6 protein-coding genes, 1 tRNA gene and 1 pseudogene are annotated in these 9,550 nt (G+C 71.1%); 2 read left to right on the top strand and 6 right to left on the bottom strand.

The annotated features are described in order from the left end of the window. The 6 genes and pseudogenes from AB0C69_RS31250 to AB0C69_RS31275 all read right to left on the bottom strand — a co-directional run. Window positions 1-1,025 (bottom strand): annotated as a pseudogene (locus AB0C69_RS31250) (hypothetical protein); the annotation flags it as partial. After that, window positions 1,018-2,133 carry a radical SAM/SPASM domain-containing protein gene (locus AB0C69_RS31255; protein WP_345185156.1) on the bottom strand — a complete coding sequence of 372 codons (1,116 nt, stop codon included), beginning with the start codon at window positions 2,131-2,133 and terminating at the stop codon, window positions 1,018-1,020. The gene AB0C69_RS31255 and the pseudogene AB0C69_RS31250, both read right to left, overlap by 8 nt. 587 nt (window positions 2,134-2,720) lie before the next feature. Further along, entirely contained in the window at window positions 2,721-4,232 is a 1,512-nt protein-coding gene (locus tag AB0C69_RS31260; protein ID WP_360358620.1) for an RtcB family protein, read from the bottom strand. Window positions 4,233-4,446: 214 nt separating this feature from the next. Continuing rightward, window positions 4,447-5,370 carry a hypothetical protein gene (locus AB0C69_RS31265; protein ID WP_360358621.1) on the bottom strand — a complete coding sequence of 308 codons (924 nt, stop codon included), beginning with the start codon at window positions 5,368-5,370 and terminating at the stop codon, window positions 4,447-4,449. A gap of 504 nt (window positions 5,371-5,874) precedes the next feature. After that, window positions 5,875-5,950 (bottom strand) — tRNA-Glu (locus AB0C69_RS31270). A gap of 71 nt (window positions 5,951-6,021) precedes the next feature. After that, complete coding sequence (locus tag AB0C69_RS31275; protein ID WP_360358622.1) at window positions 6,022-7,662, bottom strand: metallophosphoesterase; 1,641 nt, start codon at window positions 7,660-7,662, stop codon at window positions 6,022-6,024. A 32-nt stretch (window positions 7,663-7,694) separates the two neighbouring features. On the opposite strand from AB0C69_RS31275, the gene AB0C69_RS31280 reads away from it, so the two are divergent. Together AB0C69_RS31280 and AB0C69_RS31285 are read left to right on the top strand one after the other, a co-directional pair. After that, window positions 7,695-8,036 carry a metallopeptidase family protein gene (locus AB0C69_RS31280; protein ID WP_345185163.1) on the top strand — a complete coding sequence of 114 codons (342 nt, stop codon included), beginning with the start codon at window positions 7,695-7,697 and terminating at the stop codon, window positions 8,034-8,036. A gap of 95 nt (window positions 8,037-8,131) precedes the next feature. Further along, window positions 8,132-9,460, top strand: a complete 1,329-nt coding sequence (locus AB0C69_RS31285; protein ID WP_345185147.1) for an MFS transporter — start codon at window positions 8,132-8,134, stop codon at window positions 9,458-9,460. Window positions 9,461-9,550: the final 90 nt, after the last annotated feature.

The following is a 9,550-nucleotide window of genomic DNA, read 5'->3' on the forward strand; positions in this document are numbered from 1 at the left end:
TGCGCGGCGTCCACCAGCGCGTCCAGCAGCATCCGCAGCCGCACGTCGTCGACGTTGCGCCCCTCCCGCGCGGCCCGCTTGGCGGTCTCGGCCGCGGGGCGGCGGCGCCGCAGGTGAAGGAAGTCCTCCTTGTTGCCGCAGCCGAATCCGGCTCCGCAGGCGGCCCAGGGCTCGCGGGCCGGACGGAGCTCGAACCCCTCGTCGAGGACGTTGCCGATGCGGTCCTTGTCCAGGGCCTGGTAGCGCGAGCACCGGTACACGTCGCCGCGGATGCCGATGTAGAAGTAGTCGTGGCCCGCGCTGCACGTCTCCCCGCGCAGGTCCCGCATCGCGGCCATGTTGAGGTCGAGCAGCTCGGGATGCGCGCCGAGGCGGATCGCGCGGTCGATCCCGTCCTCCGCCCGCTCGCGCAGCACGGGCACCATGGCGCCGAGCTCGGTGTGCACGCCGTGCGGCGTGAGGGGGTCGTAGCCGAGGTCGAGGTTGAACCGCAGGCCCGCGTCCTCGGCGGCGCGCCCGAGAGCGACGACCTCCTGCTCGTTGTCGGGGAACAGCAGGCCGTTGACGACGACGAAGCAGCCGTAGCGCTCCTGAGCGAAGCGGGCGTTCGCGATGAACCGCGCCAGCGGGATCTCCGTCGGGTGGTAGGTCACCCACAGTGAGATCTTGCCGATGTCACCCTCGCGGTCGAGCTGCTCAAGGCGGCGCTTCAGCAGCGACCCATTGGTCAGCAGTTCGACGAAGTCGATGTTCGGACGCGTGCTCAGCCCGGCCGCCTTGGACAGGAACGGCCGCGAGGCGAACGGTTCTCCCAATGTCGCCAGCCGGACCCCGATCTGGAACGGCCGGCCGGCGATCCAGTCCACTATCTTCTCGAAGCGGGATCGGTCCTCGTCGGACCAGTCGCCGGAATTGCTCTTGGCGTAGTCGTTGACGGAAACGCAGTACGCGCACCGGAAATTGCAGAGACGCTGTCCGGAGACGTACCAGATGCGAACGCTGCGGGGAGCGGTCTCCTCAGGCACGGCCCACCCCCCGGTGGCAGCCTTTCACCGGGAAGCTGGCGAGCGGGCGGAACTGCCGGCGGGGAAAGTCGGGCAGCTGGTCATGGCACGTTCGGCAGAGATAGTCGTCGGGCGCGTCGGCGACACCGAAGACCCTGCGGCGCAGCCGGACCGCCGCCTCGCTCGTCATCAGCTCGTGCACGGAGCCGGAGCGGATATTGCCGAACTTCTCGCGCTGGTAGTAGTCGTTGCAGCAGATGAACATGTCGCCGCCGACCGAGAAATGCGCGTGGTTCACCGGCCAGCCGCAGCCCCGCAGCCTGCCCTCGACGCGGACGTCCTGGTGGTAGTCCTCCGCCAGCGATCCCGCCCGGTCCGACAGCAGCGTCGAGCGGACCGCGACGCCGCGCGGCTCGAACCGCGCCCGCAGCTCGCCGAGCCGCCGCCGCGCGTCGTCCCCGCCGCCGTTGACCACCATCTCCATCGGCAGCCCGGCGTCGAGCGCGGCCTCGACGCCGGCCAGCGTCCGCGCGAGTCCCCTGGTGCCCGTCAGGTCGCGGAACGAGTCCTCGTCGAGCGCCGGCAGGTTCACCACGAGCTGGAACAGCGTGTCCCCCTGGCGGAGCAGGGCGACCTTCTCCTCGGTGAGCCTGCTGGCGTTGGTGAACAGGCGCAGCTTCAGCCGGTGCTCGCGCAGGACCGCCAGGCGCTCGGCGAAGAAGCGGTCCAGCGTGGGCTCGTTGTAGAAGTGGAACGTGACGTACCGGATCGTGTCGTACGGAGCGATCTTCTCGATGATCTCCTCGAACAGCGGCATCGGCATCGTCGCCGCCGGCTTGCGGTCGAGTGAGACGGGGCAGAACTCGCAGCCCCAGTTGCAGTGCGCCGTGACCTCGATCTGCGCGGTGGTCAGCAGGTAGTCGGCGCACAGGTCCGCGGGGGGCTGCAGCCAGCCGCGGCCGGCCAGGTCGTCGACGACCGCGGGGCCGTGCGCCGCCGCGAGCACCGGCCGCTCGACGGGCGATGCCGCGGCGTCGTTCAGGGCGTCGAGCGCGGCGGCGTCCCCGTGCCAGACCACGGAACGGTCCAGGCCGATCGCCCCGAACGCGGCCCATTCCGGCGCCGTCACGTCGGGATATGCCGGCGTCAGTTCGTCGATCGCGTAGACGACCGGGCTTTCGTCGCCGGGGCGGACGAATGTCAGATAGGGCGAGGTCTGCAGCAGATCCGAAGTCCGCCATACGCCCGAGGCGGAAGCGGGGGGCGATTGCTCAATTCGAGGGGATAATCCATCCGTTCGCAGGTCAGACCCATTCACTCGGGCGCCTCCCAGTTGCCGATGGCTTCAGGTGGTCACACACAAGCGTCATACGGCGGGCGCGGTTCGACATAAACCGCCGCCCGCGGCGGGAGCATCTGGGCGATCTTGACCTAACTTCCCGTGGATTTCAACCCCTTGTCCGCCGGGCGCTACGGGTTGACGGCGAACGGGGAGGTCGCGCGTATGGAGCGGCGCTCCGCCACTTTTCGGACGGTCGATTAACCGGCCGCCCGGGCTCCCATTCGCCGATGGCGTATCAAGGCTGATCTTTCAACTATTCCGGTGAAGGCGGCCGACTCGAAAGGGGCGGGCGGCCCGCGGGAAAGGGCGGGCGGCCTGCGGGAAAGGGGCGGGACCGGCCTCCTCCGCCGGGACGGCCGGCCCCGCCCGGCGGGTCATCCCTTGACGGTGAGTAGCGGCCGCAGCTCGACCACCGGGTCCGCGACGCCGGCCCGTTCGAGGCTGGACACGACCGGGCCGATGTCCTTGTACACCCACGGCGCCTCCTGCTTGAGGTCGCGCCGCCAGGCGGCCATGACGTCCGCGCGGCGAGTGACCGCGGGGTCGCGGTGGTCGAGGGGCGTGACCACGCGGAACCCGGTGAGGAACGCGTCGAGTTCGGCGTCGCCGGCCCGGGACGCCGCACCGCGCGGAACGCGGCGGCCGGCGCCGTGGCACGCGCTGGCCAGCGTCCGCGGGTCGCCGCGCCCCCGCAGCACGTAGCTGGCCGCCCCCATCGACCCGGGCACGATGACCGGCTCGCCCCACATCGCGTACGGCCCGCCCGCCGTGTCGGCGTACCCGCCCGCGGGCGTCGCGCCCTTGCGGTGCACGACCGACCCGTCGTCGTGCCGCCACAGCAGGTTGTGCGGGGCGTCGTAGACCAGGTCGCCGGTGAGGTCGCCGCACTCCGCGGCGAGGCCCTGGCGCAGCATGAGCGAGAGGAAGAACCGGTTGCCGACCGCGAAGTTGGCGGCGTTGCCGAACGCGTCGAGGTAGCGCCGCAGCGCGGCCTCGTTCCGCTCGCCGAGCAGGATGGGAAGGATCTTGTTGTCCGGCAGCGGGACGGACGCGGGCCACGCCTTCCTCGCCCGCTCCAGGCCGTCGGCGTTCGCCTGGTGCCCCAGCGACAGCGAGCCGCTGTGCACCATCAGCACGACCTGACCGGGCTCGAACCCCCAGGCGTAGGCGGCCTGCCGGTCGTGGACCGACGCGACGTACTGCAGTTCGGCGAAGTGGTTGCCGCCGCCGACGCTGCCGATGATGCTGTCGTAGCTGGTCCCGCCCGCACTGTCGATCCAGTCGCGGAACGGCTCGGCGGTCGTGACCGGGTACCGCTCGCCGTGGATCCGGCCCGGCCGCCCGTCCTCGGGCCGGTACCGCGACCAGATGCCGCTCGCGGGATCTCCCGGCGCCGCGAGCAGGCCGGGCAGCCCGTCGCGCAGCAGGGCCTCCCGCTGGAGCCCCGACAGCGCGATCCGCCGGCCGCCCTCGAAGAAGAGGTGCCGCAGCCGCCCTTCCAGCGCGTCCAGCCGGGGACGGACCTGGTCGACGGTGAGCGAGGTCGTCTCCAGGCGCATGCCGCAGTTGATGTCGTTGCCGACCGCCTGCGGGATCAGCGCGCCGCTGGTCCGCAGCACGGTGCCGATGGGGATCCCGGCGCCCTTGTGGAGGTCCGGAGTGAGCGCGACGCGGTCGATGACCGCGCCCGGGTGCCCGGTCGCCTCGGCGAGCCGCGCCAGGGTGCCGGCGGTTTCGAGCACGGTGAGGATCTCGTCGATGGCGCTGGGCTCTATCGGCACGTCGGCGCCGGCGCAGATCTCGACGGGGACGTCCCACCGGTTGGGGAGACGGAGCCAGCCGTCGTCCATGCGGACGAGGCGGGAATCCTGCGGGGACGCGGTCATGGGCTTTCCTTGGTGGCTGCTGGATTTCGGGCATGGGTCTCAGACGTGATCGTCCAGAGCGGACGCACGGGACATCGCTCCGTGGGCGATGGACTCCCCGAGGTTCAGCAGCCGCGAGGTGGGACGAACATTAGCCGGGTCCCGGCGGCCCGGCCAACCGGATTAGTCCGGCGGCACGCGAACGGCGGGGAGGCAGAGCCTCCCCGCCGCCGGGTCACTCAGAGCCGTCCTGACGACTCTGGATCACCGCCGCTCCGAAGGAGGCGACGAGGATCAGGCCGATCGCCGCCAACCCCAGGGGGCCGGGGGCGGTGTGCGCCGCGACCATCCCCAGGCAGGTCCCGAGGAGGGTTCGCAGCGGGGAGAGCATCACGGTCGTGGACGCGAGAAGCCCTCTGCCGTAGGCCTTCACCATGACGACTCCGTTGAGAAGCGAGAGGAACATCCCGCTGCACGCGCAGATCAGCAGATACAGCCAGTAGCCGTCGGTGATGCCGGCCCAGTCGCTCTCGAACGCCAGCGCGCCCAGCCCGAGGACGACGAAGCACGGGATGCTCGCGAGAGTGTTGATCTTCCCGCTGACATCCGTGCCGAAGACCTCCATCTTCCTGCTGTAGTAGGCGTAGGTGGCCGCGGTGAGGAACAGGATTCCCAGTCCCGGTCCCCAGTCCGGAACGAGCAGGCCCAGCACCTGGATCCGCGGTATCGCGTCGGTGAAGGCTCTCCCGCCCGCGCCGCCGGCCGTGTCGGCGGCCAGGACCCAGATGCCGAGCCCTGCCAGGACCGGCCACATGGCGGTCGAGTACCTCCCGTTCCTGGCGTCCCGCACGACCCTGGGGCCGACCAGGAAGATGGCACTGAACAGGAACGAGAGCGGCTGGAGGAGTTGCAACTGAACCCACCGCAAGCCGTTCTGGTAGGCCATGTTGTTCACCCCCATGCTGAGGCCCAGGAGGAGGGACGGCATCCATACGGACCAGCGGCTTCGCAGCGACGGTCTGAAGAACACCCACATGACCGGCGTGCCGAAGAGCACGGAGACGCAGGCCGCCGTCATCGGCCCGACACTCTTGGTCACGCCCGTCAGCGCCAGGACGAAGCCGTTGGCGACACCCGCCGCGTTCGCGGTCATGACCATCGCGAGCACTCTTTTGTCCGCAGCTCGGAGATCGCTCGACAGCGTCTCCAGGTATCTGCGGACGCCTGCGAGCACAACTCGCGGGCGCCATTTCTTTTCCACCGGAACCCCTTTGTTTGTTGGGGCGCACAAAGGGATCCCGGAGGCATCGGCCCCGGCCCTTCGTGCGCCCGCTTCCACGGACGACTGAAGAGCCGAGACGGCTTTTTCAGTTTTTTATTTCGCGGCGATCTTATCAGGCGAGTGGAAGGGGGAACGGGAACCGTTTCCGTCCGAGAGGCCGCGGAGTCGCCGCTCCGCCTCGCGCCGCCAGGGGCCGGGCGAGCGCCGCCCGGGTGAACACGCACCGGGTGCTCCGCGGCCGGTGCGGGGGGATCGCCGGAGGGGTCCTCGACGCCGATCCGAAGGGGCGGTGGAGGGCTGGGACCCCGTGCGGCTACGGAGTGCCAGAGGCGTCACGGGAAGTGACGACCTGGACGGCGAATGATCATGCAGCGGTGTGCGTGGTACCCCCTACCGGATTCGAACCGGCGCTACCGCCTTGAAAGGGCGGCGTCCTAGGCCGCTAGACGAAGGGGGCCCGTGGTGGCGGACTTGGTCGCCACTCGACTCGCCAAGTCTAGAGGACGCGGCGGGGCGGCGTGCAAACGGTTACCTCGGAGAGGTGGTGCGCGACGGGGTGACGGTCGGGGACGGGGTGCGGGACGGCCAGTCGGACGGGAACTCCGAGGGGAACGGGGACGTCGGGGACGCGGGCGGGGACGCGGCCGGGGGCTGGGGCGTGACGGGGCGGTCCGGGGCGGGTTCGAGGTGGCGTTCGATCTGGGCGGACGTGAGGCCGAGGCCGCCGAGGCGCAGGTCGTCCCAGCCCTGGAGGCGGTGGCTGGCACGGCTGAAGTAGAGGACGGACAGCTCGATGGGGGTGGGCTCCTCGTGTTCGAGGCCGCGCAGGCCGGCGCCGCCGGTGGAGCCCTGGACGAACAGGCGGGTGCCGGTGGGCAGGAGCTTGGTCGAGCGGGTGTGGGTGTGGCCCGCGAGGACCATGGGGGCGACGCCGGAGAAGCCTTCGCCCTCGGTGGGGTCGTGGGTGACGACGAGGTCGGGGAGCTTGCCCGCCTTGCGGAGCTCGTCGGCGTGCCTGAGGCCCTCGGCGCGGAGCTGGTCGGCGCCGACGTAGTCGTCGCGGGTGCTCTTGTCGGGGGTGAAGCGGGGGTCGCCGAGGCCGTACACGCGCAGGCCCGCGACCTCGCGGGTCTCACCGTCCAGGACGATGGCGTTCTTCTCCCGCCCGACGGCCTTCTGGGTGACCTTGGAGTCGTGGTTGCCGCGGACGTAGACGTAGGGGACCTTCAGGCCGGAGATCTCGTCGGCGAACTTGTCCTCGGGCTTGCTGCCGTGGTCCATCAGGTCGCCGCTGTCGATGATGAGGTCGACCTTGAACTGGGTGCTGACGGACTTGATCACGTTCCAGGCGGCGGGGTTGAGGTGGATGTCGGAGACGTGCAGGACGCGGATGGTGGAGGGGTCGGGCTCGTAGGTGGGGAGGGTGGAGGTGGTGGCGTACAGCTCGGAGACGTTGCCGACGAGGCGGGCGAGCTGGGCGCGGTAGGCGGAGAAGCGCTCGACGATGCTGCGGGCGTCGCCGACGACCTGGGGGGCGTTGGCGAGCAGGCCGGTGTAGCGGGGCTCGGCGATGGACTGGGGGTTGAACGTCCCCCAGGTGATGAGGGTGAGGGCGACGAGGCCGGCGGCGGCGGAGCTCAGGCCGAGCAGGGCGCGCCGCCAGGAGCGGAAGAGGGCCAGGGACGCGACGAAGCTCGTGGCCAGGCCGATGAGGACGGCGCGCAGGAGGAGCTCGGCGAGGCCGTGCCGGAGCTGGCCGGCGATCTGGTCGGTCAGGCGGTCGACCTCGGTGTCGTCCTCGATCAGCTTCTTGGCCTGGTCGGGGCGCAGGTCCGTGAGGCGGGCCTCCAGGGAGACCGGGCCCCCGTGGGTGTCGAGGCGGAGGGAGCCGAGCGGGGGCAGCTTCAGGGTCGTCCCGCCGTGCAGGGACGGGTGCAGGGTGAGCTGGACGTCCGCGGGGCCGACGGGGGTGACGTAGCTGCCGCCGGCGAGGAGGCCGAGATAGCCTCCGGCGAGGCCGACGACGATGACGAGGGAGAACCGCGTCCAGCGGCTGGTGAGGACGGGCCGGGCGCGGCGGGTGACGGGCGAGCAGGCGGCGCGGGCGCGCGCGGCCTGTGCGCGCACGGCGGCGAGGGCCTGGGTCGACGCGGCGCGGACCTTGGGCACGTGTTCCCCTTCTGTCGAGCAGAATGACCAGTGTGATGGAGTTGTCGCGAGAGGCGTTCGAGGACCTCGTGGCGGAGGCTCTCGACAGTGTGCCGCCGGAGCTGACCGCCCACATGCGCAATGTCGTCATCGTCGTGGAGGACGACGCGCCCGAGCGCGGCCTTCTCGGCCTGTACCAGGGCATCCCCCTCACCGAGCGGGGCGACTGGTACGGGGCCGTCCTGCCCGATCACATATCGATCTACCGCCACGAGATCCTCCGGATCTGCGACACCGCGGAGGACGTTGTGGAAGAAGTCCGGATAACAGTCGTACACGAGATCGCGCACCACTTCGGGATCAGCGACGAGCGACTGCACGAACTCGGATATTGATCAGGGAAATGCGCACTGTAGGTCACGCGACTGCCACGCAGCGTGAGTTAATAGGGGAGGGCGCCCGGCACCGGGCGGGCTGAACTGGAGCGTGCGTGGCGGGAAGGCAGACCGGCCGGCATCGTCGTCCGCCGGATGAGCAGGCGACCTACCGCGAGGTGTTCGCGGTGGGCGAGTTCCGCGCTCTCTGGCTCGCGCAGGCCCTGTCGTTCGTCGGCGACCAGCTCGCGCAGGTCGCGCTGGCCGTGCTCGTGTACGACCACACCAGGTCGACGCTGCTCACGGCGCTGATGTACGCGCTGACCTACATCCCGCCGATCGTGGGCGGGCCGGTGCTGTCCGGCCTCGCCGACCTGTTCCCGCGCCGGACGGTCATGGTCGTCTGCGACGTCCTGCGGGCCGGGCTGGTGGCGGTGATGGCGCTCGTGCCGATGCCGGTCGCGGGGCTCGCGGGGCTGGTGTTCCTGACGGTGCTGCTGGGGACGCCGTTCTCCGCCGCGCGCGCCGCGGTCATGCCGGACGTGCTGGAAGGCGACCGATATGTGGCGGGCTCGGCGATCGCGAGCGTCACCCAGCAGATCACGCAGGTCCTGGGCTTCCTCCTGGGCGGCGCGGCCGTCGCCGTCGTCGGGACCTACGAGGCCCTCGGGCTGGACGCGCTGACGTTCGGCGCGTCCGCCGTCGTGCTGATCGGCGGGCTGCGGCGGCGGCCCGCGCAGCGGAGCAGGGAGCCCCAGTCGCTCGGGCTGTGGCGGGGGACGCGCGACGGCGTGCGGCTGGTGTTCGGCGATCCGGTGCTGCGGTCGCTGGTGCTGTTCGCGTGGCTGTGCGCGTTCTACGTGATCCCCGAAGGCCTGGCCGTCCCGTACGCGGCGACGTTCGGGGGCGGCGCGGTGACGGCCGGGCTGCTGCTGGCGGCGATGCCGGCGGGCATGGTGGTGGGGTCGCTGCTGTTCAGCCGGTTCGTCCGTCCGGCGAGCCGGCTCCACGTCATGGGCTGGATGTCGATGCTGGCGTGCCTGCCGCTGATCGGCGCGGGCGCGCATCCGCCGCTGTGGTGCGTCGTCGTGCTGTGGGCGCTGTCGGGCGTCGGCGGCGCCTACCAGCTCGCCGCCAACACCGCGTTCGTGGGGGCGGTGCCCGCGTCGGGGCGGGGGCAGGCGTTCGGGCTCGCCCAGTCCGGCATCCTCGCCGGTCAGGGCGTCGGCATCCTCGTCGGCGGCGCCGCCGCCCAGGTGCTGGGGCCGGAGACGGTGGTGGCGCTCGCGGGCGTCCTCGGCCTGTCGGCCGCCGCGATCCTCACCCTGGGCTGGAACCAGGTCCGCGGCGGCGTCGTCGCCGGGACGCGCGAGCACGTCGAACCCGTCGTCGTCACCCCCTCCGCCGGGGGCGGCGACGAGCTGTCCGGCATCCCGGCGTCCTAGGGCCTGTTTTGCGGATCTGGATCTTTGGTTTGTGGCTTGATGGTGGCCATGGTGCGGCGACATGAGTTGACCGATGCGGCGTGGGCGCGG

Source organism: Actinomadura sp. NPDC048032, assembly GCF_040653175.1.
Lineage (GTDB): Bacteria > Actinomycetota > Actinomycetes > Streptosporangiales > Streptosporangiaceae > Spirillospora > Spirillospora verrucosospora.